Below are 19,543 nucleotides of genomic sequence, written 5' to 3'. Positions count from 1 at the left end.
GGCAGATGCACGGTGATCCCATGATGTGGGTCGCCGGGATCCGCGCGCTCTACCTCCAGGCCCTGCACCCCCGCGCCGTCCGGGGCGTCCTGCAGAATTCCGACTTCCGGCGCGACGCCTGGGGCCGGCTGATGCGCACCGCGAACTTCGTCGGCACGGCGACGTACGGCACCACAGAGGCCGCCGAGAAAGCCGGCGCCCGGGTCCGGAAGATCCACACCCTGCTCAAGGCCACCGACCCGGACACGGGGGAGCGGTACCGGATCGACGAGCCCGAGCTGCTGCTGTGGGTGCACTGCGCCGAGATCGACTCCTATCTGCACGTCCTGCGCCGCTCGGGCTTCCCGATGACGGACGCGCACGCCGACCGGTACATCGACGAACACCGGGTCAGCGCACGCCTGGTCGGCCTCGACCCCACCGACGTACCGGCGAATCGGGCGGAGCTGGCCGCCTACTTCGAGAAGGTGCTGCCGGAGCTCGCCGCAGGGCCCGAGGCGAGGGAGGTGGACGACTTCCTGTCGCGCCCGCCGACCCACCCGCTGCTCGTGCCGGCGCGCGCGCTGCTGTGGCGGCGCGTGGCGCGGCTGGCGTACGCCGCCCTGCCGCCGTACGCCCACGAGCTGTACGGCCGACCCGCGCCGGCCCCCTCGACGGTGACCCGGCGCCTGCGTGTCACGGGCACCGTGCTGCGCTGCGTTCCCGCACGTCTTCGCTGGCAACTCCCGCCCAAACACATTCTGCGGGCCATGGCGCGGCTCGGCCCCGGCTCCCGACCGGCGCCGTACAAAGTCGGCAGATAACTCGCCATACTGGACGGGCCAGGGGAGGGCGCGGCGAGCAGCGACGGGGGCGATCGCACGAGATGGCGGAGACCAGGCTGATCCAGAGCCGGTACCGACTGCTCGATCTGATCGGGCGGGGAGGCATGGGTGAGGTGTGGCGCGCCCGCGACGAGTCGCTGGGGCGGCAGGTGGCCGTGAAGTGCCTCAAACCGCTCGGGCCGCACCACGATCAGTCGTTCACCCGTGTGCTGCGGGAGAGATTCCGGCGCGAGGCCAGGGTGGCCGCCGCGCTGCAACACCGCGGGGTGACCGTGGTGCACGACTTCGGCGAGTCGGAGGGCGTGCTGTACCTGGTCATGGAGCTGCTGGAGGGCCGCAACCTCAGCCAGCTCCTGGAGGACAACAAGCAGCATCCGCTCCCCGTCGCCGATGTCGTCGACATCGCCGACCAGGTGTCCGGGGCCCTCGCCTACACCCACCAACAGGGCATCGTGCACCGTGACCTGAAGCCCGCCAACATCATGCGGCTGGCCGACGGCACGGTGAAGATCTGCGACTTCGGCATCGCGCGCCTCGGCCACGACATCGGCTTCACGGCCCGGCTGACCGGCACCGGTATCGCGATGGGCACTCCGCACTACATGTCGCCGGAGCAGATCAGCGGTGCCCAGGTCGACCAGCGCAGTGATCTGTACTCCTTCGGATGTGTGCTCTACGAAATCGCCACCGGGGCACCGCCGTTCGACCTGGACGACGCGTGGGCGATCCTCGTCGGCCACCGTGACACGCCTCCCGAGCCGCCGCGCCACCACCGCGCCGAGCTCCCCGAGTACTTCGAGCGGATCATCCTGGATCTGCTGGCCAAGGAGCCGGAGAGGCGCCCGCAGGACGCGCGCGAGCTCGGCCGGCGCATCGGCACGGGGCGTACGACTCCGGTGTACGTGCCGACGGTCGTGTCCCCCGCGATCGACCGTCCCGCCGACGAGCGGCGCATGTTGGAGCCGTCGACGAGGGCTCCCGCTCCCTCTTCCTCGCGTGAACCCCGGCTGCCCTCCTGGACCCGGGGCATGACCACCGGTCACAAGGCGACCGGTGCCGGACTCGGCGGCGCCCCGCCGGACGCGGCGGCGGGCCTGACCGGCGAATGGACGGCGCGCCCGGCCACGTCCGCACCGGAGGCGCCGGAGCACGTCGAACGCCCGACCCCCTCGCCGGAGTTGCTCACCACCCTGACGGGCCGGCACAACGCCGGACTGAGCCTCGGGCGGCTCGGCCGGTGGACCGAGGCGGGCGAGGTGCACCGCGCGGTCGCCGCCGAACGCGAGCACGTCCTTGGCCCCGACCACCCCGACACCCTCGCCAGCCGCTACGAGGTCGGCTTCACCCTCAGCCGCACCGGACGCGCAGCCGAGGCGCTGCGCGAGTACACGCGGGTCGCCGGGGGCAGGGAGCGGGCGCTCGGCCCCGACCATCCCGACACCCTGGCCGCGCGTCAGGAAATGGCGTACGTACTGGGCCAGTTGGGCCGTCACTTCGAGGCGCACCAGGCGTACACCGCGGTGCTCGCCGCCCGGGAGCGTGTCATGGGCCCCGATCATCCCGACACCCTGCGCTGCCGCCACAACCTGGCCTTCAACCTGAGCAGGCTGGGCCGCCTGGAGGACTCCTACCGGATGGCGAGCGAGGTCGCCGCCGCGCGGACCCGGGTGCTCGGTGTGAACCACCCCGACACCCTCGTGACACGGTACGAAGTCGCGTACGCGCTCGGTCAGTTGGGCCACTGGCCCGAGGCGTTGGGGACCTACCGGGAGGTGGCCGAGGCACGGGCCCAGGCCCTCGGCCCCGACCACCCGGACACCCTCTCCGCCCGCTACGAGGTCGGCATCAGCCTCGGCCGGCTCGGCCGCAGCGCGCAGGCCCTGGAGCTGTACCGGGACCTGATCGACGACCGCACCCGGGTGCACGGCCCCGCCCACCCCGAGACCCTGCGCGCCCGGCACGGCCTCGGCGTCAACCTCGGCCGGATGGGCCGCTGGGAGGAGGCGCTCGCCGAGTCCCGTGACGTGTGGGCCATCCGCGAGCGCGTCCTCGGCCCCGACCACCCGGACACCCTCGTCAGCCGCCGCGAGGTCGCGGTCGGCCTCGGCTGGCTGGGCCGCTGGTCCGACGCCCTCACCGAGTACCGGGGCGTCGCCACCGCCCGCGAACGCGTTCTCGGCGCCGACCACCCCGACGCCCTGGCCAGCCGCAACGACGAGGCACACTGCCTGGAACAACTGGGCCGGGGCCAGGAGGCGGTGGAGCTGTACCGCAGAGTGGCCGCGTTGCGCCAGCAGCGGGCGGCACGGGGAGACTGAGGGGCTCCCGTGCGTCCCGTGCGGGGGCGGGGGTGTGCCCGCCCTGTTCGAGGGACGGCACCGGCCATACGGCGGTGTCGTGGTCGGCGGACCGGCCATACGGCGGTGCCGTGGTCGACGGACCGGCCATACGGCGGTGTCGCGGCCGACGGTGGCGAAGGCCACGCCGGGGCGGATGCCCGCGCTCGTGCCCCGTCCGGACGCCCGCCGGGTGCCGCGTACCTCTGGCCGTTCTAGATCATCGCGTGCTACGAAGAACCATGCCTGCACACGAGGGATACGACGTCGTGATCGTCGGCGGGGGCCACAACGGACTCGTCGCCGCCGCCTACCTGGCCCGGGCCGGCCGGTCCGTGCTCGTGCTCGAGCGCCTGGGGACCACCGGCGGCGCCGCCGTGTCCACCCGGCCGTTCGCCGGAGTCGACGCCCGGCTGTCGCGCTACTCCTACCTGGTCAGCCTGCTGCCCCGGAAGATCGTGCGGGATCTGAGCCTCGACTTCCGCGTGCGGGGCCGCACCGTGTCCTCGTACACGCCCGTCGAACGCGGCGGACGGCCCACCGGCCTGCTCGTCGGCGGTGGCGAGCGCCGCACCCGCGAGGCCTTCGCGCGCCTGACCGGCTCGGACCGCGAGTACGAGGCGTGGCAGCGCTTCTACGGCATGACCGGCCGGGTCGCCCAGCAGGTCTTCCCGACGCTCACCGAACCGCTGCCCACCCGCGAGGAACTGCGCGCCCGCATCGACGACGAGGAGGCCTGGCGGGTCCTCTTCGAGGAGCCGGTCGGTGTCGCCGTGGAGGAGAACTTCGCCGACGACCTCGTACGCGGTGTCGTCCTCACCGACGCGCTCATCGGGACCTTCGCGGACGCCCACGACCCGTCCCTGCGCCAGAACCGCTGCTTCCTGTACCACGTGATCGGCGGCGGCACCGGCGCCTGGGACGTGCCGGTCGGCGGCATGGGCGCCCTCACCGACGCGATGGCCGCGGCGGCGCGCGCCGCGGGCGCCGTGATCGTCACCGGCCACGAGGCGGTGCGCATCGAGACCGACGGGCGGGCCGCCGAGGTCACCTACCGCACCGCGGACGGCGAGGGCGTCGTCCCGGCCCGGCACGTCCTCGTGAACGCCTCGCCGCAGGAACTCGCGCACCTCACCGGCGACGAACCGCCGACCCCCGCCGAGGGCGCCCAGCTGAAGGTCAACATGCTGCTCAAGCGGTTGCCGAGGCTGCGCGACACCTCGGTCGACCCGCGCGAGGCGTTCTCCGGCACCTTCCACATCGCCGAGGGCTACGAGCAGTTGGCGACCGCCCACGCGCAGGCCGCGTCGGGTGAGCTGCCCACCGCGCCGCCCTCCGAGATCTACTGCCACTCCCTCACCGACCCGAGCATCCTCGGCCAGGACCTGGTCGAGCAGGGGTACCAGACCCTCACCCTCTTCGGCTTGCACACACCTGCCCGGCTGTTCGAGCGGGACAACGACGCCGTACGGGCGGAGCTGCTGAAGTCGACGCTGGCGCAGCTGGAGGCGCACCTCGCCGAACCGCTCGCCGACTGCCTGGCCACCGACGCGGACGGCCGCCCCTGCATCGAGGCGAAGACCCCGCTCGACCTGGAGCGCGACCTGCGGTTGCCCGGCGGCAACATCTTCCACCGCGACCTCGCCTTCCCGTACGCCCAGGAGGGCACGGGCCGCTGGGGCGTCGAGACCCGGCACGCGAACGTCCTGCTGTGCGGGGCGGGCGCGGTGCGCGGCGGCGGCGTGAGCGGGGTGCCCGGGCACAACGCGGCCATGGCCGTACTGGAGGGCGGGGACGACTAGCTCTGCCGGTCGGTCGCGTGCCGTCGGTGTGGCGCGCGGTCTGGGACCCGGTCGAGGGACTGGCCAGAAATCTGACGGAGCATCAGAAAAGGCCTTCCCTCGTCCGGGGGACTGCGGCATTCTGCGGCCATGCAGACGGAGCTGAGCAAGAAACTGGGAGTCGAGCACGCCATTTTCGGCTTCACGCCGTTTCCCGCCGTCGCCGCGGCCATCAGTCGCGCGGGCGGATTCGGTGTGCTCGGCGCGGTCCGCTACACCGCCCCCGACGACCTGAAGCGCGACCTCGACTGGATCGAGGCGAACGTCGACGGCAAACCGTACGGCCTGGACGTCGTCATGCCCGCGAAGAAGGTCGAGGGGGTGACGGAAGCCGACGTCGAGGCGATGATCCCCGAGGGGCACCGGCAGTACGTCAGGGACACCCTCGCCAAGTACGGCGTGCCCGAACTCGCCGAGGGCGAGGCGTCCGGCTGGCGCATCACCGGCTGGATGGAACAGGTCGCCCGCTCCCAGCTCGACGTCGCCTTCGACTACCCGATCAAACTGCTCGCCAACGCGCTGGGCTCGCCACCCGCCGACGTGGTCGAACGCGCCCACGAGCGCGGGGTACTCGTCGCGGCCCTCGCCGGCAGCGCCCGGCACGCGCGCAAACACGCCGAGGCGGGCATCGACGTCGTCGTCGCGCAGGGCTACGAGGCGGGCGGCCACACCGGCGAGATCGCCTCGATGGTGCTCACCCCCGAAGTCGTCGACGCCGTCGACCCGTTGCCCGTGCTGGCGGCGGGCGGCATCGGCAGCGGACAGCAGGTGGCCGCCGCCCTCAGCCTAGGCGCCCAGGGGGTGTGGCTCGGCTCCCTGTGGCTGACCGTCACGGAAGCGGACATGCACGCGCCCGCCGTGACCCGCAAGCTGCTCGCCGCCGGGTCCGGCGACACCGTCCGCTCGCGCGCGCTGACCGGCAAGCCCGCGCGCCAGCTGCGCACCGAGTGGACCGACGCCTGGGACGACCCGAACGGCCCCGGCACGCTCCCCATGCCGCTCCAGGGGCTGCTGGTGGCCGAGGCGGTCTCCCGGATCCAGAAGTACGAGGTGGAACCGCTGCTCGGGACGCCGGTCGGGCAGATCGTCGGGCGGATGAACAGCGAGCGCAGTGTCCAGGCCGTCTTCGACGACCTGACGAGCGGCTTCGAGCGGGCCGTCGAGCGCGTCAACCGGATCGCGGGAAGGGGCGAACGGTCATGAGCACCTCACCCAACGGCTTCTGGGCCCAGGCCACCGCCGACCCAGGGCGGACGGTCCTCATCACCCCGGACGGGGACGAGTGGACCGCGGGCCGGCTGCACGCCGCGGCCAACCGGCTCGTCCACGGTCTGCGCGCCGCGGGACTCGAACGCGGCGACGCCTTCGCGGTCGTCCTGCCCAACGGCGTCGAGTTCTTCGTCGCCTACCTCGCCGCCTCCCAGGCCGGCCTCTACCTGGTGCCGGTCAACCACCACCTCGTCGGCCCCGAGATCGCCTGGATCGTCTCCGACTCGGGCGCCAAGGTGCTGATCGCCCACGAACGGTTCGCCGATGCCGCCCGCCACGCCGCCGACGAGGCGAAGCTTCCCGCGACGCAGCGGTACGCGGTGGGCACGGTGGCGGGCTTTAGGCCGTACGCCGAACTCCTCGACGCACAGCCCGACTCGGCGCCCGCCGGCCGCACCCTCGGCTGGGTCATGAACTACACCTCGGGCACCACGGGCCGCCCGCGCGGCATCCGGCGCCCGCTGCCCGGAAAGCTCCCCGAGGAGTCGTACCTCGGCGGCTTCCTCGGCATCTTCGGCATCAGGCCGTACGACGACAACGTGCACCTGGTCTGCTCACCGCTGTACCACACCGCCGTACTCCAGTTCGCGGGCGCGTCCCTGCACATCGGGCACCGCCTGGTGCTGATGGACAAGTGGACACCCGAGGAGATGCTCCGCGTCATCGACGCCCACGCCTGCACCCACACCCACATGGTCCCGACCCAGTTCCACCGGCTGCTGGCACTGCCCGACGAGGTGAAGGCTCGCTACGACGTCTCCTCGATGCGCCACGCCATCCATGGCGCCGCCCCGTGCCCGGACCATGTGAAACGGGCCATGATCGAGTGGTGGGGCCACAGCGTCGAGGAGTACTACGCGGCCAGTGAGGGCGGCGGCGCCTTCGCGACCACCGAGGACTGGCTGAAGAAGCCCGGCACGGTCGGCAAGGCCTGGCCCATCAGCGAACTCGCCGTCTTCGACGACGACGGCAACCGGCTGCCGCCCGGTGAACTCGGCACCGTCTACATGAAGATGAGCACCGGCGGATTCTCGTACCACAAGGACGAGAGCAAGACGAAGAAGAACCGCATCGGCGACTTCTTCACCGTGGGTGACCTGGGCTGTCTCGACGAGGACGGCTATCTCTTCCTCCGTGACCGCAAGATCGACATGATCATCTCGGGTGGGGTCAACATCTACCCGGCCGAGATCGAGGCCGCGCTGCTCTCCCACCCCGCCGTCGCCGACGCGGCCGCCTTCGGCATCCCGCACGACGACTGGGGCGAGGAGGTCAAGGCCGTCGTCGAGCCCGCCCCGGGCCACGAGCCGGGGCCGGCCCTCGCCGCCGACATCCTCGGCCACTGCGAGCGCCTGCTCGCCGGGTACAAGCGCCCCAAGAGCGTCGACTTCATCGCGTCGATGCCGCGCGACCCGAACGGGAAGCTGTACAAGCGGCGCCTGCGGGATCCCTACTGGGAGGGCCGTACGCGAGCGGTGTGAACAGCGGAGCGGGGTGCGACCGGGGTGGTCCCCGCCCGCCCGGGCAGGGACCACCCCGCTGCCGTCAGCGCTGTTCGCCCACGCGGATCACCCGCAGCCCGGGCGAGGACAGGATCTCCTTCTCGCAGAACCGGGAGGTGACCCACTTCCCCTCGGAGAACAGCCGCGTCTGGTCGCTGAAGTGCGGCGAGTTCGGATTCGACGACTGGGAGTAGGCCAGCAGCGTACGGGCGACCGGGCAGCGGCCGCCGTCCCACCCGACGGCCTGGATGTACGAGGACCCCGTGGTGACCTCGGTGTAGCCGCCGGCCGCCACGTCCCACACCGGCTCGACCTTGTTCCACACGCCGAGCGACTCCGTGCCGCCCGGCACGGGGATGCGCTGCTCGCCCCGGACGACGACCTGGTGCGCGCCGAGCGTCGCGTCCAGCGCGATGCCCGCCGCCCGCAGCTCGCTCACCGCGTCGGCGAGGGCCGTGGCCACGCCGGGCGCTTCGGTGTTGAGCGTGTTGGGCGTGTGCACGGGGTCCGCCGCCGAGAACGGGACCTTCCAGAGCTGCGCGGTCGCGGTCGTGGCGGTCAGTCGCCGCCAGAACCGGTCGAAGAGCAGTGCGCCCCGGCTGCCGGTCTTCATGGAGTGGTCCCACGCCTTCAGCACACCGCACGCCTCGCTCACGTCAACGGCCCTGCCGTCGCTGCCCGTCGCCGTCCCGCCGGGCAACGAGGCACACGCGCGGGCCGTGTCGTCGGCGATGAGGTCGCCCGAGGTCGCCCGGTTCGCGAACTGCTGCGCCTGTAGGTCCCGTACGGTCAGCTCTCCCGTCGCGGCCATCGCGGACACGTCCGCCTTCGCGCCCCGCGCACGGGTCGACAGCGGCGAGCCGATCGACCCGAAGACCCGTTCGTACCCGGTGAGCGGCCGGTCCGTATTGGCCAGCCAGGCACTGTCGTTGGAGTTCTCCGCGTACGGCGCGTCCTTCAGGACCGGCATCTTCGCGGGCCCGAAGATCCCGGGCTGTACGGCGTCGGGGTCGGTGCCCGGCGCGCAGTCGCCGCGGGAGCCGTCGAGGACCGCGATACCGGACGACGGGTAGAGGGCCTTGCCGAGCGCCGTCGAGCAGCGCTGGGCCAACTCGTCGGTGATACGCGGCAGTACCTGCGACTGCGTGAACAGCGAGTGCCCGCCCGAGTCGGCGGCGACCGTGTTGATCCAGGGCAGCCCCTGTGTGCGCCTCAGCGTCGTGAGGACGTCGGCCGTGCCGCGGGCCCGGCCGAAGCCGAGGGCGGTGTCGGGGGCGCGCAGATTCTCGGCGTTGGGGTCGTTGAGGGCGTACGCCGTCGTGGACGTCCAGGGCAGCGGGAGTCCCGCGCCGAGCGAGGTGACGACCGGGCCGTAGCGGGTCCACCACTGGGCACGGGTGACCGGCGGGCCGCCCCGCGTCTCGACGGTGACGGTCCGCCTCGTCATCCGCTCCGGCTTCCCGTCTACCAGGTACGTCGTGGGGTCGGCCGGATCCAGCGTCAGCTGATGGAGGTTGAGCGTGACGCCGGTGGCGACGGTATGGCTCCAGGCCACCCGTGCGTTGCGCCCGATGGAGACCGTGGTGGAGCCGAGCAGCGCGCCGCCCGCCACGTTCAGCTCGCCGGGGATCGTCTGCTGCGACTGCCAGAAACGACGGCCGCCCTGCCACGGGTAGTGCGGGTTGCCCAGCAGCAGCCCACGGCCGTTCGCCGTGGTGGCACCGCTGAAGGCGACCGCGTTGGACCCCATGTCGGCGGTGTCGAAGAGTTTTCGGGCGGCGCGCGCGGCACTCTTCGCGTCGGGTATGCCGACGGCCGTACGCGCGGCGGTCGTCGCGGGCGGCCGCGCGGCCGTGATGCCGTCGACCGCGCGGCCCTGACCGCCGAGCACCGCCAGCGCGAAGGTACGCGCGGCCACGTCCACCGCGGTCACGGGCCGGACCCAGGAGGCGCCCCGGCAGGCCGGATCGGTGATCCGGTTCTGGGCGAGCCAGGCGTTGTAACCGGTCGCCCAGCCCCGCATCAGAGCCTTGGAATCGCGGCTCGGACCCCGTGGCGCGGGCTCCGCGAGCAGTTTCTCCACGGTGCCCGTCGCCCGCACGCCGCGGAAGTAGAGGTCGCTGGAGAGGTTCTCGGCCGCCGAGGACAGCGAACCGTCGGGCTCCGCGTCGGGACCGAAGAAGCGGGAGCGTTCGCCGCGTACGGTCACGAACCCGTCGGCGAGGGTGCACACCTGGTCGGCGGCCTGCGCCCAGCCGGTGCCGAAGCCGAGGTCCGCGTAGTTCTGCGCGAGGATGTGCGGAATGCCGTACTCGGTGTAGCGGATCACGGCGGACAGACCGCCGGCGGACGGGTGGGACGGAGAGTGCTGACGCTCCTGGCCGTTCGCTGCGGTCGCGGGCAGCGCGGCCGAGGCGGTGAGCAGGGCTACGGCCAGGACGGCGAACCGTCTGGGGCGGATGCGCATCGTGCCTCCCGACATCATTGAGGGAAGGGGCGGTTGAGCGTAACAACAGCCACAGACGTGTGACCTGGTGTCAGTACGTTCCACGGTGGGGTTGATCCTCTTCGCGCCAAGGGCGCGGGAGGCTTGACCCCGTTCGCGGGCCGGAACGAGGATCACGGCACAGCAGCCGGACGAAGGAGCAGGTCATGACGGCGGGTCAGAACCCCACGGTGGCGGCGGGACGGAGCGTCACGGTCGACGGGGTGCTGCGGCGCAGCGCCCGGCGGACCCCCGAACGCGTCGCGATCCACTACCGCGACCGGTCCTGGACCTACGGCGAACTCGACGAGGCCGTCTCCCGCGCGGCCCAGGTGCTGCGCTCCTCGGGACTGGCACCGGGCGACCGTGTCGGTGCCTACGGCCACAACTCGGACGCGTACCTGATCGGCTTCCTCGCGTGTGCGCGCGGCGGGCTTGTGCACGTGCCGGTCAACCAGAACCTGACCGGTGACGACCTCGCGTACATCGTCGGACAGGCCGGCTGCGGACTGGTCCTGGCCGACCCGGACCTGGCCGGGAACCTCCCTGAGGGAACCCGTGTTCTCGCCCTGCGCGACAGTGACGAGTCGCTGCTCGCGCGACTCGACACGACCACGCCGTACGACGGACCGGAGCCCCGCGGCGAGGACCTGACGCAACTCCTCTACACCTCGGGCACCACCGCGCTGCCCAAGGGCGCCATGCTGACCCACCGTGCGCTGGTGCACGAGTACCTCAGCGCGATCACCGCCCTCGATCTGCAGGCCGGCGATCTGCCCGTGCACTCGCTGCCGCTCTACCACTCCGCGCAGATGCATGTGTTCCTGCTGCCCTATCTCGCGGTCGGCGCCGTGAACGTCATCCTCGACGCGCCCGACGCCGGGCAGATCCTCGACCTGATCGAGGCCGGTCACGCGGACAGCCTGTTCGTGCCGCCCACCGTCTGGATCGGACTGTCCAACCGCCCCGACTTCGCCACCCGTGACCTGAGCGGACTGCGCAAGGCGTACTACGGGGCATCGATCATGCCGGTGCCGGTTCTGGAACGGCTGCGGGAGCGGCTGCCGAAGCTGGCGTTCTACAACTGCTTCGGCCAGAGCGAGATCGGACCGCTGGCCATGGTCCTCGGACCCCACGAGCACAAGGGGCGGATGGACTCGTGCGGGCGGCCGGTGCTGTTCGTCGAGGCGCGGGTCGTCGACGAGTCCGGCAAGGACGTGCCCGACGGGGAGCGAGGCGAAATCGTCTACCGCTCGCCGCAGTTGTGCGACGGCTACTGGGACAGGCCGGAGGAGACCGCGGAGGCCTTCCGTGACGGCTGGTTCCACTCGGGGGACCTCGCCGTGCGCGACGAGGAGGGCTACTTCACCGTCGTCGACCGGGTGAAGGACGTCATCAACTCCGGTGGCGTGCTGGTTGCCTCGCGCCAGGTCGAGGACGCGCTCTACACACACGACGCCGTCGCCGAGGTGGCCGTGATCGGGCTCCCCGACGAGCGGTGGATCGAGGCGGTCACGGCGGTCGTCGTCGCCCGTACCGAGGTCACCGAGGCCGAACTCCTCGCCCACGCACGCGAGAAGCTCGCCGCCTTCAAGACGCCCAAGCAGGTCCTCTTCGTGGACGAACTGCCACGCAACGCCAGCGGGAAGATCCTCAAACGCGAGCTGAGGGACCGCTTCGCGGACGCACGGTCCGAAACCGTCCAGGGGTAGGACGCCCTGACGGAGACGGCCGACGACCCTCGCGTTCGACCGTCACCGGTCGCCCCGGGACGGGCTCGGCAACCGTCGCCGGTCACGCGGCAACCGTTGTCGGTCACGCGGTGACCGGCGTGGGGCGGCGGTTGCGGCGGATGCGTCAGTGGGCCGCCTCCGTCGCCACCGAGCGCGCCCACCGGTAGTCCGCCTTGCCGCTGGGCGAGCGCTGGATGGCGTCGGTGATGACGAGCTGGCGGGGGATCTTGTAGCCGGCCAGGTGGCTTCGGCAGTGGGTCTGGATGTCCTCCAGCGAGGGCCTGCCCGCGCCCTCGCGGAGCTGGACGACCGCCGCCACGTGGTTGCCCCACTTCTCGTCGGGAACCCCAGCGACCAGCGCGTCGTACACGTCCGGATGGGATTTCAGGGCCTGCTCGACCTCTTCCGGATAGACCTTCTCGCCACCGGTGTTGATGCACTGGGAGCCGCGGCCGAGGACGGTGACGATGCCCTCCTCGTCGACCGTCGCCATGTCGCCGAGCAGCACCCACCGCTCGCCGTCCTTCCGGAAGAAGGTCTCGGCGGTCTTCTTCGGGTCGTTGTAGTAGCCGAGGGGCACATGGCCGCGCTGTGCGACCCGGCCGGGCTCACCGACGGCGACCGGCTTGTACGTGGCCGGATCCACCACCTGTGTACGGGAGTTGACCCGTAGCCGGAAACCTTGTCCGGCCCCCGAGTCCGCGGTCGCGGTGCCGTTGAAGCCGGACTCCGAGGAGCCGTAGTTGTTGAGCAGCATCACGTTCGGGACCAGTGACTGGAACTGCTCACGCACCGTCTCGGACATGATCGCGCCGGACGAGGACACGCTGAACATCGAGGAGCAGTCCGTGCCCTTCATCGGCCCCCGCAGCGCGTCGATCAGCGGGCGCAGCATCGCGTCGCCGACCAGCGACATGCTGGTGACCTTCTCCTTCGCCACCGTCCGCAGGACCTCTTCGGGCACGAACTTGCGGTGGATCACGACCCGTTGGCCGAAGTTGAACCCGATGAACGCCGTCAGTGTCGAGGTGCCGTGCATCAGCGGGGGAGTGGGGAAGAAGGTGATGCCCTCGCCGCCGGCCGCCACCCGCTCGGCGAGCTCCTCCGGCTTCCTGACCGGCTCGCCGGTCGGGGCCCCGCCGCCCAGCCCGGAGAAGAACAGGTCCTCCTGGCGCCACATCACACCCTTGGGCATGCCGGTGGTGCCGCCGGTGTAGATGATGAACTGATCGTCCGCCGAGCGCGGCGGGAAGCCCCGTTCGGGGGATCCCGCGGCCTCGACCTCGGCGAAGTCCAGGGCGGGCAAGGAGGTCCCGTCGCTCGCCGCGCTCCCCACCCGCAGGAGATGCCGCAGCGCCGAGGCCCGCGGCACTGCCGCCGCCACCCGGTCGGTGAACTCCGTGTCGAAGACCAGCGCCACCAGATCCGCGTCCCGGTAGAGGTAGACCAACTCCTCTTCCACGTAACGGTAGTTGACGTTGACCGGCACGATCCGTGCCTTCAGGCAGCCCAGCACGGTCTGCACGTACTCGACGCCGTTGTAGAGGTGCAGCCCGAGGTGCTCGCCGGGGCGGATGCCGCTGTCGATCAGGTGATGGGCGACGCGATTGGCCGCCGCGTCGAGCTGGGCGTACGTCAGACGGCGCTCCGCGCCCGTGCCCGGATGGTCGATGTACACGAGCGCCTCGCGGCCCGGAACCACGTCGACGACCGACTCGAACAGGTCGGCAAGGTTGTACTCCACCGCTCCTCCTGACGTCGCGCGTCCGGTCCCGCCCCAAGGGCCTGTCGTTTGGATCAGGCCTGGGCCGCGGGGTCTGACCAAGCCTCGTCTCCTGAAACGACCTGATCCAAACGACAGGCCCTCGGCTCGACGGCCATCAGAGCAAAGCCCGCCACAACTGGGAAGGGCCCGCGCAGAAGAAATCTGACTGTCTGTCAGAAAACTCTTGTACTGGTCCCGCGCCTACTGCAACCTGTTCTCGTTCCAGAGAGCCTGTCTGACGGGAGGACGGCAATGGGTGGTACGGAACACCTCACCGTGCAGCGCGAAGGCGCCACACTGGTGCTCACGCTCAACAGGCCCGAGGCCAAGAACGCGCTCTCGCTGCCGATGCTCGTCGGTCTGTACGACGGCTGGATCGAGGCCGACGAGGACGACGCGATCCGCTCGATCGTGCTCACCGGTGCGGGGGACGCCTTCTGCGCCGGCATGGACCTCAAGGCACTGGCGGGGCGAGGCATGGAGGGCCAGCAGTACCGGGACCGGCTGAAGGCCGACCCCGATCTGCACTGGAAGGCGATGCTGCGCCACCACCGCCCCCGCAAGCCGGTGATCGCCGCCGTCGAGGGTCACTGTGTCGCGGGCGGTACCGAGATCCTCCAGGGCACCGACATCCGGGTCGCGGGAGAGTCGGCGACCTTCGGGCTCTTCGAGGTCAAGCGCGGGCTGTTCCCGATCGGCGGCTCCACGGTCCGCCTGCAACGCCAGATCCCACGCACGCACGCCCTGGAGATGCTCCTCACGGGGCGTCCGTACTCGGCCCGGGAGGCCGCCGGGATCGGCCTGGTCGGACACGTCGTGCCCGACGGGACGGCGCGGCAAAAAGCCCTCGAGATCGCCGAACTGATCAACGCCTGCGGTCCGCTGGCCGTCGAGGCGGTGAAGGCGTCCGTGTACGAGACCGCCGAGATGACGGAGACGGAGGGCCTCGCGGCCGAGCTGACCCGGGGCTGGCCGATCTTCGACACGGCCGACGCGAAGGAAGGTTCCCGAGCCTTCACCGAGAAACGCCCACCCGTCTATCGGCGCGCGTGACGTCCCGGGCCGTGACGGTGCGCGGGGCCGGGACGGGCCTGACAGAGGCCTTCTGCGGCCGGGAGAGGGAGACCCGAGGGCCTGGGTTCTGCCGTCGGGGGCACGCTCGATCCTCTCCTCCCTCCCGACGGAGTCACCTCGTGCTTGCCCCTCCCCCCGCGCGACGGAGTCACCACGTGCTCGACCCTCCCCTCCCCCCGACGGAGTCGTGACGCGCACGATCCCCCTCCCCTAAGGAGACAACCGGGATGCCCGAAGTCCTCAAAGCCCCCCTCGTCGTCGAGTTCCCCTTCACCCGATCGCTCGGCCCCGTCCAGAGCGCGTTTCTCACCGGGCTGCGTGAGCGTGTCGTCCTGGGTGTGAAGACCGCCGACGGCCGGACGCTCGTCCCGCCCGTCGAGTACGACCCCGTCACCGCGGAGGACCTGGACGAGCTCGTCGAGGTCGCCCCCACCGGCACCGTCACCACCTGGGCCTGGAACCACGAACCCCGTCGGGGCCAACCCCTCGACACCCCCTTCGCCTGGGCCCTGGTCCGGCTCGACGGCGCGGACACCGCCCTCCTGCACGCCCTGGACGCTCCGGGCCCCGACGCCGTACGCACCGGTATGCGCGTGCGTGTCCGCTGGGCGGCGCAGCGCACCGGCGCCATCACCGACATCGCCTGCTTCGAGCCGTACGACGGAGACCGCCCGCAGATCGCGGGCCACGACGGGCGGTTCGAGGACATGGTCACCGGCATCGTCGCCCCCGCGCGCCTCGACTACGTCTACTCGCCCGGCCGCGCCCAGTCCGCCTACATCGACAGCCTCTCCTCGCGGCGCACCGTGGGCGAGCGCTGCCCGTCCTGCCGCAAGGTGTACGTCCCGCCGAGGGGAGCGTGCCCCACCTGCGGTGTCATCACGTCGGAGCAGGTGGAGGTGGGTCCGCGCGGCACCGTGACCACGTACTGCATCGTCAACATCAAGGCCAGGAACCTCGACATCGAAGTGCCGTACGTCTACGCGCACATCGCCCTCGACGGCGCCGACCTCGCGCTGCACGGCCGGATCGGCGGCATCCCCTACGACCAGGTGCGCATGGGGCTGCGGGTGGAGCCGGTGTGGACGGAGGGCGGCCGCCATCCCGACCACTACCGGCCCACCGGCGAACCGGACGCCGAGTACGACACGTACAAGGAGCTGTTGTAGATGCCGCCCATCAGGGACGTCGCCGTCGTCGCCTTCGCGCAGAGCGACCATCTGCGCACCACCGACGAGCTCTCCGAGGTGGAGATGCTCATCCCGGTCCTGCACGCCGTCCTCGAGCAGACCGGGCTGAAGACCAGCGACATCGGTTTCACCTGCTCCGGTTCGAGCGACTACCTCGCGGGCCGCGCCTTCTCCTTCACCATGGCCCTCGACGGGGTGGGCGCCTGGCCGCCGATCTCCGAGTCGCACGTGGAGATGGACGGGGCCTGGGCACTGTACGAGGCGTGGACGAAACTGCTCACAGGGGACGCCGACACCGCGCTGGTGTACGGGTACGGGAAGTCCTCACCCGGATCCGTACGGGACGTTCTGACCCGGCAGCTCGACCCCTACTACGTCGCGCCCCTGTGGCCCGACTCCGTCGCCCTCGCGGCCCTCCAGGCGCAGGCGCTCATCGACGCCGGCGAGACCGACGAACCCGCGCTGGCAGGGGTGGCGTCCCGCAGCCGCGCTTCGGCCGCCACCAACTCCCATGCCCAGCTGCGGGGTTCGGTGGACCAGGGCGACTACCTCGTACGGCCCCTGCGCGTCGGCGACTGCCCGCCCGTCGGTGACGGTGCCGCCGCCGTGATCCTCGCGGCGGGGGAGCGGGCCCGCGAGCTGTGCGAACGGCCCGCCTGGATCCGGGGCATCGACCACCGCATCGAGGCACACGGCCTCGGCGTGCGCGACCTGACGGACTCGCCGTCGACCCGCCTCGCCGCCGAGCGGGCCGGAGCCTTCGAACGGCCCGTCGACACCGCCGAGTTGCACGCGCCGTTCACCTCCCAGGAGGTGGTCCTGCGCAAGGCGCTGCGGCTCGGCGAGGAGGTGCGCGTCAACCCGTCCGGCGGCGCCCTCGCCGCCAATCCGATCATGGCCGCCGGGCTCATCCGCATCGGTGAGGCCGCCGCCCGTGTCCACCGGGGCGAGTCCGACCGGGCGCTCGCCCACGCCACCTCCGGTCCCTGCCTCCAGCAGAACCTGGTCGCCGTACTCGAAGGGGATCCCCGATGAGCAAGGAGCCCGTGGCCGTCGTAGGCATCGGCCAGACCAAGCACGTGGCGGCCCGACGGGACGTGTCCATCGCGGGACTCGTCCGCGAGGCCGCCGGGCGGGCGCTCGCCGACGCCGAGTTGACGTGGGCCGACATCGACGCCGTGGTGATCGGCAAGGCGCCCGACTTCTTCGAGGGCGTCATGATGCCGGAGCTGTACCTCGCCGACGCGCTCGGCGCGGTCGGCAAGCCCATGCTGCGGGTGCACACGGCGGGTTCCGTCGGCGGATCCACGGCCCTGGTCGCCACGAACCTGATCGCGGGCCGCGTCCACGGCACCGTCCTGACCCTGGCCTACGAGAAGCAGTCCGAGTCGAACGCCATGTGGGGCCTGTCCCTGCCGATCCCCTTCCAGCAGCCGCTGCTGGCCGGGGCGGGCGGCTTCTTCGCACCGCACGTACGGGCGTACATGCGGCGCACCGGCGCGCCCGACACCGTCGGCTCGCTGGTCGCGTACAAGGACCGGCGCAACGCGCTGAAGAACCCGTACGCCCATCTCCACGAGCACGACATCACGCTGGAGAAGGTGCAGGCCTCGCCCATGCTGTGGGACCCGATCCGCTACTCGGAGACCTGCCCGTCCTCGGACGGCGCCTGTGCGATGATCCTCACCGACCGGGCGGGGGCGGCCCGCTCGCCGAGGCCGCCCGCGTGGCTGCACGGCGGCGCGATGCGCAGCGAGCCGACCCTGTTCGCGGGCAAGGACTGTGTGTCGCCGCAGGCGGGCAAGGACTGCGCGGCCGACGTGTACCGGCAGGCGGGCATCGCGGACCCGCGCCGTGACATCGACGCCGTGGAGATGTACGTGCCCTTCTCCTGGTACGAGCCCATGTGGCTGGAGAACCTCGGTTTCGCCGAGGAGGGCGAGGGCTGGAAACTCACCGAATCCGGTGTGACCGAGCTTGACGGGGACCTGCCCGTCAACATGTCGGGTGGTGTCCTCTCCACCAATCCGATCGGCGCCTCCGGCATGATCCGCTTCGCCGAAGCGGCACTTCAGGTGCGCGGTCAGGCGGGAGAACACCAGGTGGAAGGGGCTCGCAGGGTGCTGGGACACGCCTATGGAGGGGGATCCCAGTTCTTCTCGATGTGGCTGGTCGGGGCCGAGTCGCCCACCTCCTGAAAGCGTCCCCCTCACGTGGCCTGTCCGCCGCCGGAACCGATCGCTAGGCTGGCGGCGGACGACGAACCGGGAGGAGCACGGACGTGGCCGAGAGCACCATCGAGCAGCACCCGCTGGCGGGGTGGGACAAGCCTGAGCTGGACCTCAGCAACGCCGAATGGCAGTCCAGCAGCCGAGGGCGGGGAGACGTCCAGATCGCTTTTGTCGAGGGTTTCATCGCGATGCGCAACAGTGGCCGCCCCGCGAGCCCTTCCTTGATCTTCACACCGGCCGAGTGGGGCGCGTTCGTGTCGGGCGCCCGCGAGGGAGAGTTCGACCTGACCTGAGCCGACCTGACCCGACCTGACGTCGAGACTACGAGCCGACGCCCCGTACGAGGAGGCGATACGCGACGTGGGTCCCGTCCCGGGGCCGGTGCCCGAGCCGGGATCCGGTCCCAGGACGAGGCTTCGTCCTCAGGGGCGGGCGATCCGTGAACGGCACGGCGGCCCCCGGGCGACTGAACGGCGTGGCGGCCCGGAGCGGCTGAACGGTACGGCGGCCCCGGGCGTCTAATGGGTGCACGTGTACCTATCATTACCGTCATGGCGGACTCGATCGACGCGGACACCCGGCTCGCCCTGGACCTCGCCCTCACCATCCGGCACGACGGACAGGGCGGAGTGGCCGACGACCTCACGGACCCCGCTGGACTCACCACCTGGGTGCGCGGGCACGCCGAGCTGCTGCCCGGGGCCGACGCCTTCGTCGCCGACGCCGCCGCGCTCGCCGCCGTACGCGACCTGCGCGCCGCGGTCCGCTCCCTGTTCGCCCGCGCCGTGCGCCCCGGCGACCCCAGCCCGGCCGACGCCGCCCGACTGCTGCCCGTACCGCAGGCCGTGCTGCGCCTCAACACCGCCGCCGCCCTCGCGCCGACCGTCCCCGTCCTCACCTGGGACGACGGCGCCGAACCCGTCGTACGCCGGCAAGCCGTGGGCGGCGCCGCACCCCTCCCGGCACTGCTCGCCCGCGCCGCCCTCGCCTTCCTCGCGAGCCCGGACCGGTCGCGGCTGCACGCCTGCCACGCGCCGCGCTGCGTGCGCTACTTCATCAAGGAACACCCGCGACAGGAGTGGTGCAAACCCTCGTGCGGGAACCGAGCACGTGTCGCCCGCCATCACGAACGGCACAGGAAATCCGCGCAGGCCGTGGGGGATTGACCGAAGAATCCGGTCGGTCGGCCGAAGCCCGCGCCGGTAGCGGCGGAAGGGCTCCCCACGAGGCGCTACGAGCGTACGCTGAGGTCCCTGGAGGTCACGGTACGCATCCGCTCCCCGCGTGGACCGC

The 19,543-nt window shown here is 71.6% G+C and carries 14 protein-coding genes; 12 read left to right on the top strand and 2 right to left on the bottom strand.

Annotated features, from left to right (window positions below):
• The first annotated feature begins 5 nt into the window (after positions 1-5).
• From AQJ27_RS35390 to AQJ27_RS35370, 5 genes are all read left to right on the top strand, one after another.
• Positions 6-803 carry an oxygenase MpaB family protein gene (locus tag AQJ27_RS35390; RefSeq protein ID WP_425275251.1) on the top strand — a complete coding sequence of 266 codons (798 nt, stop codon included), beginning with the start codon at positions 6-8 and terminating at the stop codon, positions 801-803.
• A 62-nt stretch (positions 804-865) separates the two neighbouring features.
• Complete coding sequence (locus tag AQJ27_RS35385) at positions 866-3,142, top strand: serine/threonine-protein kinase (protein ID WP_067377760.1); 2,277 nt, start codon at positions 866-868, stop codon at positions 3,140-3,142.
• Between the two features lie 260 nt (positions 3,143-3,402).
• The gene (locus AQJ27_RS35380; RefSeq protein ID WP_067377757.1) at positions 3,403-4,962 is read left to right on the top strand and encodes a phytoene desaturase family protein; all 1,560 of its coding nucleotides are present in this window, start codon (positions 3,403-3,405) and stop codon (positions 4,960-4,962) included.
• Between the two features lie 129 nt (positions 4,963-5,091).
• Positions 5,092-6,204, top strand: coding sequence for an NAD(P)H-dependent flavin oxidoreductase (locus AQJ27_RS35375; RefSeq protein WP_067377754.1), 1,113 nt, complete (start codon positions 5,092-5,094; stop codon positions 6,202-6,204).
• Positions 6,201-7,751 carry an acyl-CoA synthetase gene (locus tag AQJ27_RS35370; RefSeq protein ID WP_067377751.1) on the top strand — a complete coding sequence of 517 codons (1,551 nt, stop codon included), beginning with the start codon at positions 6,201-6,203 and terminating at the stop codon, positions 7,749-7,751. Before AQJ27_RS35375 ends, AQJ27_RS35370 begins: the two co-directional genes overlap by 4 nt.
• A gap of 64 nt (positions 7,752-7,815) precedes the next feature.
• On the opposite strand, the gene AQJ27_RS35365 is transcribed toward AQJ27_RS35370, so the two are convergent.
• A complete protein-coding gene (locus AQJ27_RS35365; protein ID WP_067377748.1) occupies positions 7,816-10,239 on the bottom strand; it encodes a penicillin acylase family protein in 2,424 nt (807 codons plus the stop codon).
• A gap of 185 nt (positions 10,240-10,424) precedes the next feature.
• Here AQJ27_RS35365 and AQJ27_RS35360 point away from each other — a divergent pair, with 185 nt between their 5' ends.
• Positions 10,425-11,969, top strand: coding sequence for an acyl-CoA synthetase (locus tag AQJ27_RS35360; RefSeq protein ID WP_067377745.1), 1,545 nt, complete (start codon positions 10,425-10,427; stop codon positions 11,967-11,969).
• Between the two features lie 145 nt (positions 11,970-12,114).
• Here AQJ27_RS35360 and AQJ27_RS35355 read toward each other — a convergent pair whose 3' ends face one another.
• Positions 12,115-13,734 carry an acyl-CoA synthetase gene (locus AQJ27_RS35355; RefSeq protein ID WP_067377742.1) on the bottom strand — a complete coding sequence of 540 codons (1,620 nt, stop codon included), beginning with the start codon at positions 13,732-13,734 and terminating at the stop codon, positions 12,115-12,117.
• 273 nt (positions 13,735-14,007) lie between these two features.
• On the opposite strand from AQJ27_RS35355, the gene AQJ27_RS35350 reads away from it, so the two are divergent.
• From AQJ27_RS35350 to AQJ27_RS35325, 6 genes are all read left to right on the top strand, one after another.
• The gene (locus AQJ27_RS35350; RefSeq protein ID WP_054232934.1) at positions 14,008-14,808 is read left to right on the top strand and encodes a crotonase/enoyl-CoA hydratase family protein; all 801 of its coding nucleotides are present in this window, start codon (positions 14,008-14,010) and stop codon (positions 14,806-14,808) included.
• Between the two features lie 248 nt (positions 14,809-15,056).
• Positions 15,057-15,998 (top strand): Zn-ribbon domain-containing OB-fold protein, encoded by a 942-nt coding sequence (locus tag AQJ27_RS35345; RefSeq protein WP_067377738.1) that lies wholly within the window; start codon positions 15,057-15,059, stop codon positions 15,996-15,998.
• Entirely contained in the window at positions 15,999-17,054 is a 1,056-nt protein-coding gene (locus AQJ27_RS35340; protein ID WP_067377733.1) for a thiolase domain-containing protein, read from the top strand. It begins immediately after the preceding gene.
• Positions 17,051-18,217 (top strand): thiolase domain-containing protein, encoded by a 1,167-nt coding sequence (locus AQJ27_RS35335; RefSeq protein WP_067377730.1) that lies wholly within the window; start codon positions 17,051-17,053, stop codon positions 18,215-18,217. The genes AQJ27_RS35340 and AQJ27_RS35335 overlap by 4 nt, the downstream gene beginning before the upstream one ends.
• Positions 18,218-18,300: 83 nt before the next feature.
• Positions 18,301-18,543, top strand: coding sequence for a DUF397 domain-containing protein (locus AQJ27_RS35330; protein ID WP_054232930.1), 243 nt, complete (start codon positions 18,301-18,303; stop codon positions 18,541-18,543).
• A gap of 258 nt (positions 18,544-18,801) precedes the next feature.
• Positions 18,802-19,416 carry a CGNR zinc finger domain-containing protein gene (locus AQJ27_RS35325; RefSeq protein ID WP_079065472.1) on the top strand — a complete coding sequence of 205 codons (615 nt, stop codon included), beginning with the start codon at positions 18,802-18,804 and terminating at the stop codon, positions 19,414-19,416.
• Positions 19,417-19,543: the final 127 nt, after the last annotated feature.

Source organism: Streptomyces olivochromogenes (genome assembly GCF_001514115.1).
Taxonomy (GTDB): domain Bacteria; phylum Actinomycetota; class Actinomycetes; order Streptomycetales; family Streptomycetaceae; genus Streptomyces; species Streptomyces olivochromogenes.
This window is presented reverse-complemented; position numbering and strand designations above follow the sequence as displayed.